15 protein-coding genes are annotated in these 19,969 nt (G+C 56.3%); 13 read left to right on the forward strand and 2 right to left on the reverse strand.

Translation table 11 applies throughout. The features are described from left to right. Window positions 1-132: 132 nt before the first annotated feature. The 5 genes from MHM37_RS14485 (at window position 133) to MHM37_RS14505 (ending at window position 5,565) form a co-directional block, all read left to right on the forward strand. Window positions 133-1,128 (forward strand): asparaginase, encoded by a 996-nt coding sequence (locus MHM37_RS14485; protein ID WP_239297149.1) that lies wholly within the window; start codon window positions 133-135, stop codon window positions 1,126-1,128. A 76-nt stretch (window positions 1,129-1,204) separates the two neighbouring features. After that, window positions 1,205-2,206 (forward strand): TRAP transporter substrate-binding protein, encoded by a 1,002-nt coding sequence (locus MHM37_RS14490; protein WP_239297148.1) that lies wholly within the window; start codon window positions 1,205-1,207, stop codon window positions 2,204-2,206. Window positions 2,207-2,268: 62 nt separating this feature from the next. Further along, window positions 2,269-2,790: a TRAP transporter small permease gene (locus MHM37_RS14495; RefSeq protein WP_239297147.1), complete on the forward strand. Its 522-nt coding sequence runs from the start codon at window positions 2,269-2,271 to the stop codon at window positions 2,788-2,790. Window positions 2,791-2,805: 15 nt separating this feature from the next. Beyond that, window positions 2,806-4,080, forward strand: a complete 1,275-nt coding sequence (locus MHM37_RS14500) for a TRAP transporter large permease (RefSeq protein WP_239297146.1) — start codon at window positions 2,806-2,808, stop codon at window positions 4,078-4,080. Window positions 4,081-4,164: 84 nt separating this feature from the next. Next, window positions 4,165-5,565 carry an amidase gene (locus MHM37_RS14505; RefSeq protein WP_239297144.1) on the forward strand — a complete coding sequence of 467 codons (1,401 nt, stop codon included), beginning with the start codon at window positions 4,165-4,167 and terminating at the stop codon, window positions 5,563-5,565. Between the two features lie 167 nt (window positions 5,566-5,732). Here MHM37_RS14505 and MHM37_RS14510 read toward each other — a convergent pair whose 3' ends face one another. Beyond that, window positions 5,733-6,383 (reverse strand): TetR/AcrR family transcriptional regulator, encoded by a 651-nt coding sequence (locus tag MHM37_RS14510; protein ID WP_239297143.1) that lies wholly within the window; start codon window positions 6,381-6,383, stop codon window positions 5,733-5,735. A gap of 99 nt (window positions 6,384-6,482) precedes the next feature. Between MHM37_RS14510 and MHM37_RS14515 the strand changes: the two genes are divergently transcribed. The 8 genes from MHM37_RS14515 to MHM37_RS14550 all read left to right on the forward strand — a co-directional run bounded on the left by MHM37_RS14515 (window position 6,483) and on the right by MHM37_RS14550 (window position 19,296). Then, entirely contained in the window at window positions 6,483-7,637 is a 1,155-nt protein-coding gene (locus tag MHM37_RS14515) for an efflux RND transporter periplasmic adaptor subunit (RefSeq protein ID WP_139525871.1), read from the forward strand. Further along, window positions 7,627-10,680 carry an efflux RND transporter permease subunit gene (locus MHM37_RS14520; RefSeq protein ID WP_239297141.1) on the forward strand — a complete coding sequence of 1,018 codons (3,054 nt, stop codon included), beginning with the start codon at window positions 7,627-7,629 and terminating at the stop codon, window positions 10,678-10,680. The genes MHM37_RS14515 and MHM37_RS14520 overlap by 11 nt, the downstream gene beginning before the upstream one ends. 189 nt (window positions 10,681-10,869) lie before the next feature. Further along, the gene (locus MHM37_RS14525; RefSeq protein ID WP_239297139.1) at window positions 10,870-11,787 is read left to right on the forward strand and encodes a GGDEF domain-containing protein; all 918 of its coding nucleotides are present in this window, start codon (window positions 10,870-10,872) and stop codon (window positions 11,785-11,787) included. Window positions 11,788-11,941: 154 nt separating this feature from the next. Then, window positions 11,942-13,408, forward strand: a complete 1,467-nt coding sequence (gene gmtY / locus MHM37_RS14530) for a gamma-mobile-trio recombinase GmtY (RefSeq protein ID WP_239383766.1) — start codon at window positions 11,942-11,944, stop codon at window positions 13,406-13,408. Between the two features lies 1 nt (window position 13,409). Beyond that, complete coding sequence (locus MHM37_RS14535; protein ID WP_239383767.1) at window positions 13,410-16,031, forward strand: VPA1269 family protein; 2,622 nt, start codon at window positions 13,410-13,412, stop codon at window positions 16,029-16,031. Next, window positions 16,028-16,696, forward strand: coding sequence for a gamma-mobile-trio protein GmtX (gene gmtX / locus MHM37_RS14540; RefSeq protein WP_239383768.1), 669 nt, complete (start codon window positions 16,028-16,030; stop codon window positions 16,694-16,696). The genes MHM37_RS14535 and gmtX overlap by 4 nt, the downstream gene beginning before the upstream one ends. Next, a complete protein-coding gene (locus MHM37_RS14545; RefSeq protein ID WP_239383769.1) occupies window positions 16,689-17,129 on the forward strand; it encodes a VPA1267 family protein in 441 nt (146 codons plus the stop codon). The genes gmtX and MHM37_RS14545 overlap by 8 nt, the downstream gene beginning before the upstream one ends. Next, on the forward strand, window positions 17,122-19,296 hold the full coding sequence (locus MHM37_RS14550) for an AAA family ATPase (RefSeq protein ID WP_239383770.1): 2,175 nt from the start codon (window positions 17,122-17,124) through the stop codon (window positions 19,294-19,296). The genes MHM37_RS14545 and MHM37_RS14550 overlap by 8 nt, the downstream gene beginning before the upstream one ends. Before the next feature lie 212 nt (window positions 19,297-19,508). Here MHM37_RS14550 and merR read toward each other — a convergent pair whose 3' ends face one another. Next, on the reverse strand, window positions 19,509-19,943 hold the full coding sequence (merR, locus tag MHM37_RS14555) for an Hg(II)-responsive transcriptional regulator (protein ID WP_239383771.1): 435 nt from the start codon (window positions 19,941-19,943) through the stop codon (window positions 19,509-19,511). Between the last annotated feature and the right edge of the window lie 26 nt (window positions 19,944-19,969).

Here is a 19,969-nt window from a genome sequence, read left to right on the forward strand (position 1 = left end):
TTAAAGGAGATATAGATATTAGCTATTATTTTGTTTGGCGGCCTTGCTAAAAGCTCGTTCTTCATTCTAGTCTGAAATCAGACATCTGATGTCTGTCTTTTTATTTTAGACATAAAAAACACGAGAACATGCATGGTCAAAAAACACATCGTGGTGTTGACCACAGGCGGCACTATTGCGAGCAAGCCCTGTGATTCAGGTCGAAGCCTGTCAGGAGGGTTAAGCGGCGAGCAGTTGCTGGATCAAGTGGCGCTGCCGTTAGGTGTCGACGCCACGGTAGAAGTGAGGTCGATCCTGCAAAAACCGAGTAACGCCGTCACACTCGCCGATCTGGCTGAACTTCATTGCGAGGGGCGGAAAGCATTGTCGCGAGCCGATGTGGACGGTCTGGTGATCACACATGGTACCGATACCCTGGAAGAGACCGCTTACTTTCTATCGCTGACGCTGCCAGCAGATAAACCCTGCGTGATTACCGGTTCCCAGCGGGCGCCACACCAGCTAGGTACCGACGCTTTTAAAAATATCTGCGATGCCATCGTGGCGGCGGCAGATTCCCAATTGAGTCAGCTGGGCTGCGTCGTGGTGTTCAACGAGACGCTGTTTACCGCGCGCCATGCTCGTAAAGTGAGCAGCTTCCAGTTGCATGGGTTTGACGCCCCTGGGGTCGGTTCGCTTGGCTATATCGATGGGCAAAGGCTCAAGCTATATCACACGGGAACGGCGATAGCGCCCCCCATCGAAGAGTGGAATACCCCGCTTCCCCGTGTCGACCTACTGCCCGCTTATCTGGATGCTTCGTCCACGCTGTTGAAAGCCTGCGTGGAGAGTGGTGCGAAAGGGATAGTGATCGATGGCTTGGGCCGGGGCCATGTACCCCCTGGTTGGATGAACGGCATACGCGCATTGGTTAGCTCGGGTGTTCCTATCGCGGTCGTGAGTAGTTGTGCTCAAGGGCCAGTGAAAACCAGCTATGAGTTTCGCGGCAGCCTGGCCGATTTGACGTCGGCTGGAGTGATCGCGCTCAACGATATCAGCGCACGCAAGGCAAGGCTTGCCCTTGCCTTACTGCTGAGTAGTACCCCACGCGAAGCGTTGGGGGATGCGATGGAACGCTTGATGGCGTGAGCGGCCTTTTAACCTGCTCAACTGCAATAACAGAAAACTAAACAGCAATTTACCATAACTAAATAAGGTGCTGGACATGAAACTAACGCTTACAAAAGCCACCCTCTCTGCGGCCATTGCCGTTGCTTCTCTTAGTGCGGCGCAACTTCATGCGGCCGACTATACCTTCAGCTTTGCCCATGTGTTGATTGAAGAAACGCCGAACGGCCAGGCGGCGCTGCGCTTCAAAGAAGAGGTAGAGGAAAAGTCCGACGGACGTATCGAGATTAACGTACTTCCTGCCGCTCAGGTGGGTGGTGACGTCGAAATCATTGAGCAGATTCAGATGGGCTTGGTCGATATCGGTATCCCGCCAACGGCCACCCTGGGTAACTTTGAGCCGCGCATGCAGATCTTGGACCTACCGTTCTTGATTGCCGATTACGACACCATGGTAAACACTCTGGATGGTGAAGTGGGCCGCGAAATTCTCGACACGCTGAACGGCCATAACATGCATGGCTTCAATTTCTGGGGAGCGGGTTTTCGCCATATCACCAATAATGATCGCCCAATCGAAACCCCCGAGGATATGAACAGTATCCGCATGCGTACCATGCAGGCACCGATCATCATCTCCACCTATGAAAACCTGGGGGCGAACGCCACCGCAATGGCCTTCACCGAAGTTTATAACGGCCTGCAGCAGGGCGTGGTGTCGGGGCAGGAAAACCCATTGGCTAACATATACACCATGCGTTTCCATGAGGTGCAGGATTATCTCTCGCTGACCAATCACGCGTATCACGCCTATGCGGCGGTCATGAACCAGGACGCCTGGGACTCGCTGCCGAAAGATCTGCAAGCGATCATGTTAGAAGCCTTCGATAACGGTCGAGATACGTCCCGCGCGCTGACGTTGCAGGACGAAGAGACCATTTTGGAAGAGATCCAGGACGAAATTGCGATCAACGAACTCACCCCAGAGCAGCGTGACGCCTTCATTGAAGCCAGCATGCCGGTACACGAAGAGTATGAAGATATCGTCACCACTGAGTTGCTACATAAAGTATACGACGCGGTGGGTATCGAATATTGATCCAGGGTGTCTGCTAAGGCCCTGCTCTTCTCTTCTTACCCCTTTCAGGGTGTGGATATCTCATGTTCGAAGCGCTCAACAAATGTCTTGATCGCTTGGAAAGTGTGGCGATGGTCGTTTTCATGTCGATTGCGACCATCCTCACCACCATCCAAGTCGTGTATCGATACGGCTTTAGCGGTTCGCTATTTTGGGCTGAAGAAGTCGTTATTTACTCCATTATCTGTATGAGTTTCGTCGGCGCCAGTATGGGGGTGCGCCATGGCACGCATATATCGGTGGATGTACTGAATGCCATTGCCTCGCCCTCTGTGAACCGTTGGTTGCATATGATCGCAGCGCTGATCGGTATCGTGTTCGCTGGCTTCATGACCTATTACGGCTTTGTGCTCTATTTCAGTACGCTGGATCGCGGGCAATTGACTGCGGCACTCCGCCTGCCAATGGCATGGTTCTATCTGCCGATTGGCGTTTCCGGAGTGCTGCTGACTCTGCGTTATTTATGGGTCATCAATGAAGTCTGGAAAAAGCCGCCGGTAAGTCTCTCCGAAGAGCTTGTGGCTGAGTCGGATAAGCTCATTTAACCCTGGAGAGCGACCATGATTACTGCCTTATTACCGATTTTTTTTGCCGTGCTACTGCTTGGGCTGCCCATCTTTGCCTCTTTGGCATTGGCGGTGTTCCTTGCCATCGAGTTCTTTGGTGCCACCAACCCCGTCATCGTACCAATGCGCATGTTTACCGGTATGAACAACTTCTCGCTGATGGCGATTCCATTCTTCATCCTGGCGGCAGAGCTAATGCGGATTGGCGGACTTTCCGACCGGCTGATCAATCTCGCCAAGGCCTTGGTAGGGTGGGTGCCAGGAGGCTTGGCAGCGGCCACGGTGCTGTCGTGTTTGTTCTTCGGGGCCATTTCAGGTTCGAGCCCGGCAACGGTGGTGGCGATTGGCTCGATCATGTTCCCGGCGCTTGTCGCTGCTGGCTACGATAAGCGTTTTGCGATTGGGTTGATCGCCACCGCCGGTACCTTGGGGCCGATCGTGCCGCCGAGTATTGCGTTGATTATCTACGGCTCAGTGACCGGTACGTCGGTGGGACGGCTATTTGCAGCGGGCCTGCTGCCTGCCATTGTGATTGCCTCGATTCTCATCGCCTACTGCATCATCTTTAGCAGCATCAAAGGCTACGAACGTGCCCCTTTTCCTTCGCTGCGGCAAATTTTAGTCGCCTTTAAAGATGCTGCCTGGGGCCTGGGACTACCAGTGATTTTGCTGGGTGGTATTTATAGCGGCGTCTTTACTCCAACCGAATCGGCAGCGGTCGCCTGCATGTACGGACTGTTCGTCGGCATGGTGGTTTATCGCACCATTGATGTCACGGAATTGATGGGGACGCTACGAAGCTCCGGTTTAATCTCTGCCACGCTGTTGCTGATTACGGCGGGAGCCTCTGCCTTTTCTTGGTTGCTCGCGATTACCGGTACGCCCAGCCAACTGGCTGGCGAGGTGTTGTCGTGGACAGACGACCCGTTTCAGGTCATGGCGCTGTTTAATGTCGTGATGATCGTTGCTGGCTTCTTCCTCGATAGCGCGTCGGCCATCATCGTTCTCTCGCCGCTATTGCAGCCTATCGCCGCGCAGGTGGGTGTAGATCCGGTGCATTTTGGGGTCATTACGCTGATCAATTTCTCGGTAGGCATGATTACCCCGCCGGTCGGGTTGAACCTGTTCGTTGCTATGGCGATATCCAAAATGTCGCTACAGGAAGTTTTCAAGGCCTGCTTACCGCTGATTGGCTTGATGTTGTTAGCGCTGATTATCATCACCTACGTCCCATGGCTAAGTACTTGGTTGCCCTCGCTGATTTATTAAAGGTGGAACCGTTAATAAGTAAGCTAGCGCTTTGAAATGAAGCAGTTTTGAGGTGCACAGAGCACCTCTGGAGGTACATAAAGCATGCAGGATTCACCCATTTTTCTACCCCTACGTGAGCAGCGCGCACGCCTGCGCGCAGGTACGCTCACCGCAACTGAACTTGCAAAGGCATCCATAGCGGCGTACCAACAACGCGGCAAACACGACCACGCCTACCTTACCTGGAACGGTGAGCAGGCACTGTCAATGGCAAACGCTGCCGATGCGGTGCTTGCCCAGGGTGGTGATGCGGGGGCGCTAATGGGCATGGCGGTATCTATCAAGGATATCTTCGCCGTGACCGGTCTGCCGACTTATGCGGGCTCTTCCCAACGCCTGCAAAAGCGCTGGGAGCGTCCCGGCCCAGTGGTGGGCGCGCTATTGAAACAGCTGCCTTCTGTGATGGGCAAAACCCACTCCGTTGAGTTTGCCTTTGGGGGCTTGGGCACCAATGCCCATTGGGGTGCACCGCGCAACCCCTGGGATGCACATCAGCACCGCACGCCTGGCGGCTCCAGCTCCGGCGCGGGGGTATCGTTAGTGGGCGGCACGGCGAGCTTGGCGTTTGGCACCGATACGGCAGGATCGGTGCGTATTCCTGCTTCGATGACGGGCGTTGCGGGGCTAAAAACCACCGCCGGGCGCTGGTCGACCGAGCAGATCGTGCCGCTTTCAAGCACGCTGGATACCCCAGGGTTGCTAGCGCGACGGGTCGATGACCTGGCCTTTGCGTTTGATGCGTTGGATGGCGCTCTTAGCGGTAAGGATGAACAAGTGCCGGCGACACCAGCGCTTGCTGGGTTGACCTTTGGGGTGCCAGAAACGTTTTTCTGGGATGACTGCAGTCCCGGGGTCGCGGAAAGCGTACGTGCTGCCATTAAACAGTTGGAAGCGGCCGGGGCGCGAATTGTCACCTTGGAATTGCCTGATATTGATGGCGCGTATGAGCTGTTTAAACTCGGTGGTGTCGCGGCAGCAGAGCTTGCCGCGTTTTTAAAAACCGAGCTACCCGAGATGATTGACGCCCTGGATCCTAACGTCGCCGCCCGCGTGAAAGCGGCCGATGACATGCCCGCGTGGGAGTACGTGCGGCGGCGCACGGTGCTGGATTCGCTCCATCAATCGGCTGCCGCTTGCATGGCCAATGTCGATGCAGTCTTGACTCCCACGGTAGCGATTACCCCACCTACCATCGAAAGCCTTGAGCATGAAGGTGCTTACTCCAAAGCCAACATGCATGCCCTACGCAACACGGTGATCGCTAACTTCTTAGGGTTGTGTGGCTTGACGCTTCCGGTGGGAAAAGATGCCGCAGGTATGCCCGTTGGCCTGCAAGTGCTGGCCGGGCCGTGGCAAGACGCCAACCTGCTAGCTATCGGCCAGGCAATTGAAAATGAGCTGGGATCAGGCATGGAGATTCTGGGGCAACCGCCAGTGGTGTGAACAAACTGATGCGGTCGAATGACACCTGCCAAGGCGGTGCTTGAAGCCCACATTATCCTGGCTAAGTTCAGGACGTAACGACAGCCACTGTAGTAGTAATAGTCAGTGACTGGCATTCTTTCGGCTGAGCCAATGTTAGAAAAATATTTCACTGGATCTCTTGAGCATCAGCGTCGCCCATACGCCGCCAAAAACACATCCACAGCGCTGGTGATCTGGCGCTGTAGTTCCTCTTCGGTAGGCGGTGGGCGTACGCCCATGCGCACCTCCTTGGTCAGCATGCCTTGCCACATACTGCATAACTGGTCGGCGGCGCGCTCTGGGGCGGGGAGGCTCAGGTGGCCTGCGCTGGCCAACCCTTCCAGCTTCTCTTGCAGCCACTGGAGCATGGCCCAGGGGCCTGCCTCGAAAAACGCCAGCAGCAGCTTGGGGTGTTGCTCTCCCTGATGGCTCATCACACGCTCGACCGCCAGCACATGGGGTTCTAGTAAGAAGCGGACCATGCTCACCCCCACATCGATCAGCGATTGGCGCACCGCGTCGTGGGTATCGGGAAGCTGTGATAATCCCTGCCGAATCGTCGCGGTTTCGCGACGAATGACACTGCCAAATAGGGCTTCTTTCGACGCAAAGTGCCCATACACCGTCACTTTGGAAACGCCTGCCTCGCGGGCCACTGCCTCCATGGTCACGGCTTCTAAACCGTTACGAAAAAATAGGCACGCCGCGGCGTCCATCATCGCATTGCGTTTGGCCATGTCCTTCGGGCGGCCGACGCTGCGTTTGGGGTCGGATAACGGCGGTTGAGCGTCTGTCATGCAATAAACCCATGCCTATTAAAAAATAGTTATTGAACGGAAGCGTACACATATTATAGTAAACGCTACCGTTCAAGAATAAACCATTTCGAGGCCAACATGGGCACGTCAAAGACTTCTTGGGGACACCGGCTGCGGGGGGCGCTGGCAGCCCTGTCGATGATCGGTGCGACGCTGGTCGTGGTGGCCCTGGTAAGCAGCCAGCACAGCAGCGCCCAGCAGGCTCGGCAGCAGGGGGCGGATAACGCCTTGCTCCAAGTCGCCACGCTGCCGCTCGAACAAGCCGAAACGCTTACCCGTGAGGTGCGATTGACCGGGCGTGTGGTGGCGCGCCAGTCGGTGTCGTTGGCCTTCGAACCGGCCGGGCGGGTGGAATCCCTGTTAGCCGACCGAGGAGATGCCGTGGAGCAGGGCGACGTGCTGGCGAGTCTCGATACCCGGCGACTGGAGAGCCGCCTGGCCGAAGTAGCGGCGCGAAGCGAAGAGGCCCGTGCCAGTCTCGCGCTAGCCCAGCGTCAGGAAGAGCGAGAAGCGCAATTGAACCAGAGCAACTTTGCGAGTCGCACGGCGCTCGATCAGGCCCGCACTGACCGTTTGACCCTGCAGGCGCGCCTCTCTGCCCTGGCCGCCGAGCGCGATAGTCTGACGGCCGATCTAGAAGACAGCACGCTCAAAGCGCCGTTTGCTGGCCGGGTGGTCGAGCGCTACATCGATGTTGGTAGCCTCGTGAGTAGCGGTACGACGGCGTTCGATTTGATCGACACGCGTCAGTTAGAGGCTCATCTCGGGCTACCCGCGCGTCTCGCGGCGACGTTTACCGTAGGCGAGTCCGTGACGCTGCAGGTGAACGGGCAAACGATCGCGGGCCAAGTACGGGCGCGGTTGCCTCAAGTGGATGGTGATAGTCGTACACAGACCCTGGTCGTGGCGATGACGGGCGACCATCGCGCCGTGCCAGGCGACTTGGCCGAACTGGATTACTCGATCAGCGAACCGGCGCGCGGTTACTGGGTGCCGCTAGCGGCGCTGCGTGCGGCCGACCGTGGCCTGTGGAACGTCTTGATTGCCGAACCGGATGAAGACGAGCGCTACCGGGTGGCGCAAGCCAGCGTCGAGCTACTGCATACCGAAGGAGATAGCGCCTTCGTGCGCGGCACCTTGGCGCCCGGCATGCATCTGATCCGCAGTGGTACTCACCGCATTACGCCAGGGCAGCAGGTCACGCTCAGTGAGGATGTCGCCCATGCGCATTGAGTGGCTGTTCAATCGCCGCCTGCTGGCGCTCATACTCGGTTTGCTCGTCGTCTCGGGGCTGTCGGCCATACAAACTCTGCCCAGGGCGGAAGACCCCCATTTGGTGGCACGCATGGCCACGGTGCTCGCGCCGTTTCCAGGCGCTACGCCGGAACAAATCGAAGCGTTGGTCGCGCGACCTATCGAGGATGAATTAAGGACCATCTCGGAAATTCACGTGTTGGAATCCACGTCGCGCCAAGGCATTGCGCTGCTGAGTGTGGAGCTGGGTGACGAGGTCACCGACGTCACGCCGGTATGGAGCCGCGTGCGCGACAAGCTCGGCGATGTCGCCCCGTCGTTGCCAGAGGGCGTGCAAACGCCTGAGCTGCTGGATGATCGCGGCTATGCGTTCAGTCTCGTCGCCGCGCTGCGCTGGACGCTAGACACGCCTCCCTCGCCGCCCGTCATGGAGCGTTACGCCGAGCGCCTGGAAGATGCGTTTCGCCAAGTGGCCGGCACCGAATATACCCACCGCTTTGGCGTCGCCGGCGAGCAGGTCGAGGTAGTGGTGGACCCCATGGAGCTCAATGCTCTCGGGCTATCCGTGGGGCAGTTGGCGGCCACCATCGAGGCCAGCGATGGGCGACGCACGGCGGGCGAAGTCGTGACCCAAGGACATCGGCTCACGGTAGGTCTGAGCGGCGAGTTCGACGCGCTGGATCGTCTGCGGGAGATCAACGTGACGACCCGGCAGGGACAGAGCGTCAAACTGGGCGAAATCGCCGAACTGCGCCGTGGTGTGCAAGACCCGCCCAACGCCGTGGCGCTGCTCGACGGTGAGCGCGCCGTCTATGTGGGCGCACGCATGGCGCCTGGTCAGCGGATCGATCTATGGGTAGCGCGGGCGCAGGAGCGACTGGCCGACTTCGCCGATGAGCTGCCGGTCGGTCTTGCCGTCGAAGAGGTCTTCGAGCAGGCCAGCTACACCAACCAGCGGCTGAGCGATGTAGCGCTCAGTCTGCTAATGGGCTTGGTATTGGTGGTCGCCATTCTATTTCTGACCATGGGGTGGCGCTCTGCCTTGACCGTGGGCTTGGCCATTCCCGCCACGGCGCTTCTGACACTGGCGCTATTCCGGCCGTTGGGCATGGAAATTCACCAAATGAGCATCATCGGCATCATTGTCGCGCTGGGACTAATGGTGGACAACGCCATCGTCATGACCAACGCCCTCCGGGAGCGCTTTTTACAAGGTGATTCTGCGCTGGCCGCGACCCGCGATGCGTTACGCCATTTAGCGGTGCCGCTGCTCGCCAGTACGCTGACGACCATTCTGGCGTTCATGCCCATCGTACTCATGCCAGGCCCGGCGGGAGAGTTCGTCGGACCGCTGGCCATGGCGGTCATGGTGGCGCTAGTGAGTTCGTACCTGGTCTCACTGTTTCTGGTGCCGGCGCTGTCACCCATGCTGCTGGCCAAGGTGGCAGCCAAACCGCCTGCCCCGCGCGACCATTCGCTGAAGCGTGCCTTTCGTGGCACGGTGCGGAGCGCGTTGCGCCACCCTGTGGCCGCCATGGTCATTACCCTCTGTGTGCCCGTGGGTGGAATCGCGTTAATGCCCACGCTAGACGTCGCATTTTTCCCGCCTGCCGATCGCGATCAGTTTCATATCGAAGTACGGCTACCCGCTGCCAGCAGCATCGCGCAAACGCAGGCCTTGGCCCATGAGATGGAACACATGGTGCGGGAGGTGCCGGGCGTGCTACGCGTCTCTGCGTTCATCGGCGAAAGCGCTCCGATGATGTACTACAACGTGCTGACGAATGAAGATAATAACCCTGCTTTCTTGCACTTGATCGTGGATACAGAATCGTTAGACGTCACCAATCGGCAGGTGCCCCCCTTGCAACAGGCGTTGGATAGACGCTTTCCACAGGCCCAAAGCGTGGTGCGCAAATACGAGCAGGGGCCGCCGTTCAAGGCTCCCATCGAGCTGCGCGTCTATGGCAATGATTTGAACGTACTCTCGTCGCTCGGGCTCGAGCTAGCAGGCCTGATGCACCAGCTTCCCCAGGTGACTCATGTGCGCGCCGGGATGCAGCGAGATTTACCCCGCCTGATGCTGGATATCGACCAAACCGCGCTGAACAATGTCGGGCTATCGCCGCAAAATCTTGCCGAGCAGGTGGGGGCGGCGCTCTCTGGTCAACCCGCGGGCGTATTACTTGAAGACACCCAGCAGCTGCCCGTGCGCGTGCGCTATGCCGACGACTGGCGTACCGACGCCGAGCAGCTGGCGGCGTTACGCCTCGTCAGTGAGCACGCCAGCGAGGGATTACCGCTCGCGGCCGTCGCCGACAGCGGCTTGGTGCCTTCGTGGAGCGTCATTACCCGCCGCAACGCCGAGCGTGTCCAGCTCGTGCAAGGCTATCTGGTAGCCGATGCGCTGCCAGCCATCTCCATGGCACAGCTCGAGACCAAGCTTCAGGCGGCCATCGATTCGGGACAGATACGTCTTCCCCCCGGTTATCGGATCGAAACCGGTGGTGAAGCCGCCGAGCGTGACGAAGCCGTCAGCCAACTGCTCGCGTCGGTGGTGCTGCTCGTCATTGCGATGTTGGCGACCGTAGTGCTGGCCTTTAACTCTTTCCGTCGTGCCGCCATCGTCTTTATCGCTGGGGCGCAGGCGATGGGCATGGGCATCGTGGCCCTACTGCTGAGCGGGCACGCGTTCGGGTTCGTGATCATCGTCGGCATCATGGGGTTGGTGGGGGTGGCGATCAACGCCACGATCATCATCATTGCTGCCTTCGATGACGATCCGGCTGCTCGGCAAGGGGATAGCGAGGCAATGTTGGCAGTGATCAGCGGGCCAACCAGCCGGCATATCGTGTCGACGACCATCACGACCTTTGCGGGGCTCATTCCGCTCATGGTCGCCGCCGGTGGGTTATGGCCTCCCTTCGCACAAACGGTGGGCTTTGGTCTACTCTTGGCCACATTAGTGTCGTTTTTCTTTACGCCAGCGCTCTATCGGCTTTGGGTCGCAAGAGCCGCGTAACGGTCGCTACTTTTCGCGTATTCATAACGTGGACTATATTGCTATTGAGTAAGCGCGCGTATCCTCCGTGTAATGGCGACGTGGCCAGTGCATCGAGGGTGCGTATTGTCGAAAGACGTTTCGCGCTTGGATATCACGGCTCGTTTCTGGGACGAAACGACCCCAACGCCGACTTTCATTGGATGAATTATGGTAGAAACATCGCAAGATCAAGAGCAAGGAGTGCCGCTGTCCATCAGCGAACCCAGCAGTCAGGCCGTCGCGATGCTTGGCAGGTGGCCCGATGGTGGTGGCATTCGGGTGCTGGATGTTAGCGAAGAGTACGTTCAATTTTGGGGGGGCGATCGCAACCGTTGGTTGGGGGCGTCCCCTAAAATCGTCCATCAAGCGGCGGCGAACGAGCAATTGTTGAGTCAGCTCGACCAAGCCTTGTCTGCCGGTGAGCTGAAGGTGGGATATTCGCTCTCCGGTCTGGATCATGAAGAGGAGGCGTTGCTCTCCAAAGCGCCACGACCGCTCATCGAGTGGCGTATCACCGCGATGTCGATGCCCGGCTATGCGTCGACCGTTCTAGTGCTAGTTCAGCGTGATATCACCCGGCGGGTGGAAAAAGAAGCCGAATTAAAGCGCCTCGCCACCACCGATATGCTGACCGGGCTGATGAATCGCTCAAGGTTCGATTACCTGCTGAAACACGAGCTAGGTCGCTTGAGCCGCTATGTGCGACCATTTTCGCTCATCATGCTCGACATCGACTATTTCAAAACGATCAACGATAGCCAAGGTCACGACGTGGGCGATCAAGTGCTGCGCGCGTTGGCAACGCTGCTGGAGACCAATTTGCGCAGCGCCGACTACTGCGCCCGCTGGGGAGGCGAGGAGTTCATCATTCTGGCACCCGAAACGCCCCGCGAGCAAGCGGCCAAGCTCGCTGAGAAGATACGTCAGCGTATCGCTAGCGCCTCTTTTCCGGGGGCCGACCGTGTCACCGTTAGCTTGGGGGTTGCCGAGGCCGCTGCGCACGATACGCCCAAGAGCATGATGAAACGGGTCGATAACGCGCTGTATCACGCCAAAGAGAGCGGACGGGATAGGGTCGCATGTTAGCCATGTTGGCCATGTTAACAAAGGGGCCTGGTGTTCTGTATAGTACATAGAACTGTGTAATTTTGATAAAAACCCCCTTAACTGGGGGTTTCTTTTTCCTGAATACTTCGCTATATGTATAGTAAATACTGTGTATTATGTGTAGGATTCAAGAATGTTTGCAACGAAGGTTACAGCTAAGGTAGTTCAGGATAAAAGTGGAGTGGCCACAGAGATCCCGGTCATTCTGACCGACCAAGGGGTTCTGGGGTCAGTCACAGATTATGTGCTTAGCCTTCACCTAAATGGCACCTCACTTTCAACAATCACTAACCATATTCAGTCGATTAGGCTCCTCATCGAGTTCATGGATGCCAACGAAGGCATGTTCGATGAACCTGAAGCGTTATTCGCGGCCTTTGTCCGACGGCTCTACAGCGGCACAATCGGTGAAGATGGATTGGACCCCTCTGGCCTTTATTGGATACCGGCCAGTAATGGCACGATACATCGACACATCAGCAATCTGACGAATTTCACCAATTGGCTCTCGGACAAAGGTCTGGGCAAGCCTCTTAATACCTTGCGGACAGCCACTCGACATGAGGAGCGCATCCAGTATGCCGCTTGGTTTAGGCGCAACCAGAACGATTTCCTCGGACACATCAAAGACAAGTCGATCAGCAATACTGTCAAGAGAGCCCGCAGCATCAAGGGCAGAACGCCTCTGGCAAGAACCAATGACGATGCCATTGCCTTCCCTACGGGAAAGTTTGAAGACTTCTACATGAAGGGCTTGGGAGGAGCCAAAGACCCGCGAGTTGCGCTGCGGGATAAGCTTATCTTGCTGCTGATGCACGCGGCCGGGTTGAGGCGTAGCGAAGCACTGTTGCTTTGGGTCACAGATGTCTTCGAGGACCCCTCCGATCCGGATCGGGCAATCGTGAGGATTTATAACGAGATAGAAGGTAAGGCACCTGAAGGATGGAAGTCCCGAAAAGGGATAAAAAACCGCAAGGCGTACCTACAAGAAAAGTATTCACGCATACCGCGTCAGGAGATGCAAAACACGCAGCATCTTGGCTGGAAATCCAAAACCCTGGATCACAAGGATGGTTACCTGGAGGCGTATTTCTTCCCGCAGGAGTTTGCTCGGATATTCATGTTGCTGTGGCGACAGTATTTGGTTGTCCGTGCATCGTTGGAGTGCCATCACCCCTATGCGTTTATCAGCTTCGACTCTCGCTATCTTGGCAATCCCTATACCTACAACGCCTTCACCCAAAGCTATGCGGCTGGATTAAGGCGAATCGGCCTCGAACCCAACAAAAGCGTAGGGCTCGATCCTCATGGCCATCGCCACAATTATGGCCGCCGATTGACAGATGCCGGGGTCGATCCACTCATTCGCAAAAAGTGCCTGCATCACGCAAGCCTGGAGTCTCAGGTTCCTTACACCATGCCCTCCAGCGTGAAAGTCTCAGAAGCGCTGTCCCAGGCAACACAACAGCTTCAGTTGGGATCGGATAAGGAAAAGACTCCCGCATCTTTCGACTGGAAGACGTTGGCAGAACACGGCTTTGAAGACCTCGATCCAAATGGCCACTTCACCGGCAAGAATCCACGGTTAGGGAAACGATAACATGACCAAGAAATCAGAAAGGAAAGGCTACACCACCGATCTGACGCTGGGGTGGGTGACTGAGGAACTGGGGCAAAACTGGCTGCAATGGCAGCAGTACGCCGCCGAATGGCTTGCAGAGCAAAACGTAGGCATTGATCTGCGATTAAGAGGCTTAAGACATTTCTTTCACTATCTGAACGCTAAAGCCCCATACGCCGCTGACGTGGCCACGATGTTCAAGGGCCATTCGGGTGGTCACAAGGTGTCCACTGAAGAGCTTGAGGCCTTTCTGGTTAACAGTGGATCAACTGCTAAAAACTATAAACACATTTCGTACGCGGTCGATTTATGCGACTACATCCTCAAGCACCATTTGAGCGCCGAGGACGATAACGGCGTTGAGCGGCCCCTGTTCCTGAATCCGTTCGAGAAAATCACGAATAACACATCAAACACCGAAACCGTCCACAGCCCGTTACCCTATCGCTATATCCAGCAAACCAGGCACATCCTCTGCCCCTATCCAATCGATGACTCCGGCAATAAAACGCCATGGGCCGGGTTTCATTTCCGAGACTGGCAGTGGGCCATCGACCATCTTCAGGCTGGCAATCTTGCGTGGATGAAAGTGCCTCCGGAGGTCATTGATCCCGATGATCCGGATTGCGTTGCCCGTACACGGATTGTGGAGAGAAACAACAAGCGAGTTGAGATCCATGAGATCTGGTCGCCTGTGATGGCGATGTTTCTATTCACCAAACTCCATCTGCCGCTTCGCTCTTACCAGGTGCGATTTTTAGACTCCGGCGAAGGCGATACCTGGCGTTACGAGCGCGGTCATTGGGTGGAAAACACCAAACACCCCTTCAAGTATGGGGCACCCAAGCGCCCCTATGAGAAAGGCGTCTTCCGGCGCATTTACGACTCGATGATGGAGAGCTATGCCACCGGGCTGTACGTCTCAACCAACAAAACCGCCGATCAAAACAAAGACGAACTTCAGCGCGGCTACACCATCCCCTGGCAGCACGAAGAACTGCTGTATTGGCTGGAAAAGCTCCGCAACTGGCAGGAAAAATACAACCCGATTAACCGACTGGTCAGTGGCACAGAGCTTAAGCGTAGCCATATTGGCGCAGCCAAATCCAAGAAGCAATTAGCCGAAATGGGCGAGTTTGCCTTTTTGTTTCGAGACCGAAATTCCGCCCTCCCGATCAGCGAAAACTCTTTCACGAATCCTTGGTATCGCTTGTTGTCGAAACTGGAAGAAGATTTGTTCCAGTCGGGCCTGAGGATGAGAGACGGGCACCGTCTGCGGTTTGTGAAAGACTACGGCGATGACTACGAGGGGCCAGAAGCGAGCAAGGCGGCAACGGAATACCCACTTCACAGCCTCCGCGTGTCGTTGATCACCTGCTACACCATGGACACCGATCTGCCGTTGCCGGTGATCTCCAAGCTTCTGGCCGGTCATACCCGGCTGTTAATGACGATCTACTACAACAAGATCACGCCCTCAGTGATGGCCGAGAAAATGAATGAGGCCGACTCCGCTCTGGTTGAGCGCGGGGAAGCGTCCCTGAAGAACTTTCTTCAGGACGCAGAGATGAGGCAGATCCAGCTTCGTACGGCGTCGCTCGGTGATCCATACAGCTCAGTCGAAACTGCGCTGGCAAACCGAAATCCAATTGGCTGGGAGGAACGGGCCACCGGTCTGTGCCTGGTCGGCGGCAACTCCGTGCGTTCGGATGAACTGTCCACCGTTGGCGGCTGCTGGAACGGCGGCCCGTTAATCAGGGATTCAACAATAGCTCAGGGCAGGGTTTATGGCCCGGTACCCCATGGCCCTGAAAACTGCCCCCGCTGTCGCTTTCACATCACCGATGCAACCTACTTGCCAGCGCTGAATTCCAAGTTCAATCAGGTCAGCTACAAAGCGCATCAGGCGGCTGAACTGTCTGCTGAGATTGAAGGCCAATTAGAGGCCCTGAAGGATGAGATGTTCATTGCCGAGGAAGAAGGCAAACCGTTTCTCAAGCACAGCGAACTTCAGGCGCTGGAGCGCCGGTACGAGAAGCAGCGCGTGGAGGCAGATGAGTACGCCAAGGACTACATCGCCATCTTCAATCTGATCAACAAAGTGGTCCAGATCGAGAATGGGCGAACTGAGGACGATGACCGTCAAAAGCTGGTCGCCGTGGGGTCTGCGGAGGACCTCAATGTCAGCATGAAATTCATCGAAACCGACTCGGAATTGCTGCACCTGTCTTTGCTCTGTGAGGACGCTGAATTCTACCCCGACCTTCACGATGACCTGCGCAAGATGCCTGCGATTGCCAAGCGTACCAACGTCTTGAGTCGAATGATGGCCCGCTCCGGGTACAAGCCCGTCTTTCTGGAAATGGACGAAAACACGCAGTTGATCGTGGGTAATGCGCTCGTTCGAAAGATGGCTAAGATCGCGGACCCAGAGGACAAGATGGAGGGTTATCGAATCGCAACAAACTACATCGAAGCGCAAGAGTTCCTGGAGAACGATGGGCTGCTGAAATCCGGATTTGAGGCAATCAAACAAATCACCCCGATCACGCTGTCGTCAGGCGCTCTGAAGCGGATTCCGACCTTGGAGGTGTCCGAATGAACATCGATGTTGATGCAATTCTGGACACCCTAAAAGACGGCAAGACCGCGAAGACGAAGGCATCTCTGGATAAGCTCCACGAAACGTTGAGTGCCTACTTCGACTCCGGTGCTCGGGACTTTTCCATCACCACCATTGGGCGCGTATCCGAGGAAGATGGCGGTGTTGGCTACCAGTCGATCCGTGCCACCGCAAACAAGCATTATCGGGATCTGGTCGAAGCGTGGGCTGCCAAGGCGAAGACCACCACGAAGAAACCACCGGTAGGGCCACCCAAGAGAATGAGCCAGGATCACCAACTTCTGGAGCGCATTGAGGACGCGGCGGTGCGTGCCCTCTTTGGACAAATCATTCGTGAGCGGGATCGCTACAGAAGCGAAGCTAACATGCTGAAGAGCACAACCGAGATCGTGATTGATAAGCGCCCCACGACCTATGTGGAGCCCCAGTCTGATGCCAGCGTGGAGCTGCTGCCCTCGTTAAAGGGGATCTGTTCGGAAAACGAGATCAAGGCGTTGCAAACCGTCTGCACCGAGGAATGGTTGGAGAAACTCGGATTTAGAGCGAACGCATTGGGCCAAGTGAAAGATGAGCTGGGTACGGAAATCCTGCCTCGTGGCTTCCTGACCGGGCTCAAGAAGATCCTGGGGGAAATTGATGAGTAATGGTCAGGAAAGAGCACGTCAGAACCTGAGTGCCTTCCAGACCTGGGTGGCTACCCAAACGGATGACGACTTTAAGCAGATCGTCTTTCGGGGCCAGTTAAACCGTGGCGAAGTGGCCAAAGCCATAGGCATCGGAAAGAGCGCGTTGCGCCAGAATCCGGCCATCAAAACGGCGCTGGAGAATCTGGAGCAGAACCTGCGTGATCGGGGTGTTCTGCCAGAACTGACCGAAACCGCCCAGGCCCAGCGATCAGAACCCAAGCGCTACGATCCCAGCATTAACCAAAGAGCCATGGAATCGAGAAGGCTCTCAGTGCTAGAGCAGGAAAACATTGAGCTAAAGGCCCGAGTGGCAACCCTCGAAGCCAAGCTAAAACGTTACGGCGAACTGTCCGAAGTCCTCACTGAGTTCGGAGTCGCGCCCGATGCATGAGGATTATTTCCGTGTCACCAGCTGCCAGCATAACGGCTACAAATACACGATCTTCACGGGCATTCCCCTTAAGGCCGACAGTTACAAAATCAACTCGGGCAAATATATCGTCAGCATCCGATGCGAAAACCAGTCCCTGCCTATTAAACCGTCCGTTGGCCAGCAATGGCGGGTGTGTGGTGTAAGGACGCTGGAGACCGTTCAGGCAGGTGATTATCAGCTTCAGCAGCATTTGTATGACGCCCCAGCTGAGATGGAGTGCACGCTGCCCGAGACGGGCGAAGCGCTGATCCGCTTCATTGCCAATGAAAAGGAGTTCACCGGTATCGGTGAGGCCAAAGCACGAGCCCTCTGGGATGCTTTTGGCAGCGATCTGCACCCCATGCTCCAGTCCGACACTACTAAGCACAGAGCCCTTCTCAGAAAGGTTCTCAGCGAGGTTTCGGTAACCGCGCTTTACAACGGCTACGCCAAGTACAGAAACCTTGCGCATGCTAACTGGCTGGCCTCTCTGGGAGTGCCGCTGAGCATTCAGCAACGCATCCTGAAATACCACGATGATCGCACCGTTGCGATGCTCAAGAGCAATCCTTACGCATTGCTCGGATTCGGGATGTCTTTTCCCGATATCGATGCCATTGCTGAACAGATGGGCATGGAGAAATCGGCACCGGAGCGGCTCGCAGCTGCTTTAGAAGGCGCGATACGAAAAGAGGTAGAAAAGGGGCACACCTACGCCTCCCATCAAGCTCTCAGGCCCGAGGTTGTCAAGCTTCTGGGCGATAAAGCCCTGGTCGCAGAGGCGTTCGCCAGCGGTTATCGCAACGGCCAGTTTATTCTCAGGCCAGAAACCGGTACCTACCATCCTACCGCACAAATCATGATGGAGTCGGTCGTTGCCAAGCGGCTCAAGGCCTTGGCCGCCACCAAGGACGAAGATGAATATGTCTTCAAGTCGCTCACCGAGGCCGTTCAGGAGCTGCCCTACGACCTGACCGAGCAGCAGGTCCAAGCGGTCGAGTCGAGCCTTACAAATGCGGTGTCCTGCATCACGGGTGGTGCCGGTACGGGTAAAACCACGGTCCTTCGTACCGTGCTAAAAGCCTATACCGCACTAGGCTATCAGGTTCATGCCGTCGCTCTGTCGGGGCGAGCAGCCATGCGACTGCACGAGAGCATCGGATTCTTCACCATGACAATTGCTCGCCTGTTGCGGGAAGAGCCGATCTCGCCGTCACTGGATCAGGCGCAGCATCTCCTGGTCATCGACGAAGCCAGTATGATCGACCTGCCGACCATGTATCGGATCGTTACGCACCTCGATCCCTCGGTACGCATCATCCTGACCGGCGACCCGAACCAGCTGCCAGCCATCGGCTGTGGCAAAGTCCTCTCAGACATCGTTAAATCCGGCTCAATCGCTACGGTTGAGTTGAACATCGTCAAACGCCAAGAAGGCTCAACGGGCATCCCGGAATACTCGACTACCATCAATCGGGGCGAGGTGCCTCCATCGTTATCGGTTGGCGCAATCACGTTCCACGAGACGCCTCCGCAGCAGGTGGTCGATAAGTGCAAATCCTTGTACGCGGAGTCACCCTATAACACCCAGATCATCGGAGCCACCAAGGCTCTCGTTGGCGAGGTGAACCGTGAATGCCAAAAGCTGATCAATCCCGATGGGGAGCGCTTGCAGTTTAGGCTGCATGGCGATGACTTCTTCCTCGATATAAGAGTGGGCGATCCGATCCTCTTCACGAGGAACAACTACAACATCGGCATTCAGAATGGGTCTCTTGGCGTATTATCCTCAACAGAGCGCGACACCCAGGACGGCCAGGAAACATTTGGCGTCGTGACACTGGATACCGGCGAAGCCATTTCAATTACGGATGAAGTCTTCGATTGCATGGAGCTTGGCTACGGAATCACGCTCCATAAAGCTCAAGGAAGCCAGTTCCCGAGAATCATCGTGGCAGTCCAGAAGGGTCGCATCTCAGACCGTGCGTGGCTTTACACGGCGATTACCCGTGCCGAAACCGAGATACACATTGTCGGGCAGGCTAGTGATTTTGCGTCCATCGTAAAATCGGTAAGCAATGCCACCAGGCGGGCGAGTTTCTTGAGGAAGTTGCTGGAAGAAAGGGATTCGGGGGTTAGCCCTTAACGGCACACCCCCTCATCGCCGGTCGCGGCCATCGGGACCTCTCCCTGTACCGCAACTTCATCTTAAACGATCATCGCTGGTCGTCAAATACCTCGAAATCAGCTCATAAACAAAAGCGAACATTCGCGCACCTCGGTTCAATAAATCTGCCTATCTTTTCGTAGTGTCCGCAGTGACGGGGTAGAACCCCAAGAGGTCGATTGGTTCAGAAGCTAACCCTTTTGGCCTCTTGTCCCAATACCTCCATCATGTAACGAAGCAATGAGCGGGCACGCGATGTTGTCCGGCTGTGCGTGGCATTGACTGACCATTTCGCTCAGAGCCTTCTCAATTTTGACCAGCCTTTCGATCTTTTCGCGCACATCCTTCAGCTTGTGCTCGGCGAGCGCACTGGCTTCTTCACAGTGGGTGCCATCTTCCAGCCGCAGGAGGTCGCTTATCTCGTCGAGACTGAAACCCAGCTGCTGCGCCGTTTTAACAAATGTCAGCCGATCAATATCGGCGGAGCCGTAGCGTCGAATACCACCTGGAGGCCGTTTGGGTTCCGTTATGAGACCTCTCCGCTGGTAATAGCGGATCGTCTCGACATTTACATTGGCCGCCTTGGCCAAGCCGCCAATAGTCAGTGAATTGGCTTTATCCAACATGATGCTTGACTCCGTACTTAACTACG

This window comes from Halomonas sp. MMH1-48 (assembly GCF_022348105.1).
GTDB classification, from domain to species: Bacteria; Pseudomonadota; Gammaproteobacteria; order Pseudomonadales; family Halomonadaceae; genus Vreelandella; species Vreelandella piezotolerans.